The 1,389-nt window shown below is 56.4% G+C and carries 1 rRNA gene; it reads right to left on the bottom strand.

What is annotated here, in order from left to right:
* Nucleotides 1-1,389, bottom strand: a 23S ribosomal RNA gene (locus ABZ937_RS42765); the annotation flags it as partial.

The following is a 1,389-nucleotide window of genomic DNA, read 5'->3' as shown; positions in this document are numbered from 1 at the left end:
GGACAAGCCCTCGGCCTATTAGTACCGGTCACCTCCACCAGTTACCTGGCTTCCAGATCCGGCCTATCAACCCAGTCGTCTACTGGGAGCCTTACCCCATCAAGTGGGTGGGAGTCCTCATCTCGAAGCAGGCTTCCCGCTTAGATGCTTTCAGCGGTTATCCCTCCCGAACGTAGCCAACCAGCCATGCCCTTGGCAGAACAACTGGCACACCAGAGGTTCGTCCGTCCCGGTCCTCTCGTACTAGGGACAGCCCTTCTCAAGACTCCTACGCGCACAGCGGATAGGGACCGAACTGTCTCACGACGTTCTAAACCCAGCTCGCGTACCGCTTTAATGGGCGAACAGCCCAACCCTTGGGACCGACTCCAGCCCCAGGATGCGACGAGCCGACATCGAGGTGCCAAACCATCCCGTCGATATGGACTCTTGGGGAAGATCAGCCTGTTATCCCCGGGGTACCTTTTATCCGTTGAGCGACGGCGCTTCCACAAGCCACCGCCGGATCACTAGTCCCGACTTTCGTCCCTGCTCGACCCGTCGGTCTCACAGTCAAGCTCCCTTGTGCACTTACACTCAACACCTGATTGCCAACCAGGCTGAGGGAACCTTTGGGCGCCTCCGTTACCCTTTAGGAGGCAACCGCCCCAGTTAAACTACCCATCAGACACTGTCCCTGATCCGGATCACGGACCCAGGTTAGACATCCAGCACGACCAGACTGGTATTTCAACGACGACTCCACAAACACTGGCGTGCCTGCTTCAAAGTCTCCCAGCTATCCTACACAAGCCGAACCGAACACCAATATCAAACTGTAGTAAAGGTCCCGGGGTCTTTCCGTCCTGCTGCGCGAAACGAGCATCTTTACTCGTAGTGCAATTTCACCGGGCCTATGGTTGAGACAGTCGAGAAGTCGTTACGCCATTCGTGCAGGTCGGAACTTACCCGACAAGGAATTTCGCTACCTTAGGATGGTTATAGTTACCACCGCCGTTTACTGGCGCTTAAGTTCTCAGCTTCGCCCACCCGAAGGTGAGCTAACCGGTCCCCTTAACGTTCCAGCACCGGGCAGGCGTCAGTCCGTATACATCGCCTTACGGCTTCGCACGGACCTGTGTTTTTAGTAAACAGTCGCTTCTCGCTGGTCTCTGCGGCCACCCCCAGCTTGGGAAGCAAGTTCCCTCACCAGAGCTGGCCCCCCTTCTCCCGAAGTTACGGGGGCATTTTGCCGAGTTCCTTAACCATAGTTCACCCGAACGCCTCGGTATTCTCTACCTGACCACCTGAGTCGGTTTAGGGTACGGGCCGCCATGAAACTCGCTAGAGGCTTTTCTCGACAGCATAGGATCATCCACTTCACCACAATCGGCTCGGCATCAGGTCTCA

The organism is Streptomyces sp. NPDC046727 (genome assembly GCF_040645635.1).
GTDB lineage: Bacteria > Actinomycetota > Actinomycetes > Streptomycetales > Streptomycetaceae > Streptomyces.
This window is presented reverse-complemented; position numbering and strand designations above follow the sequence as displayed.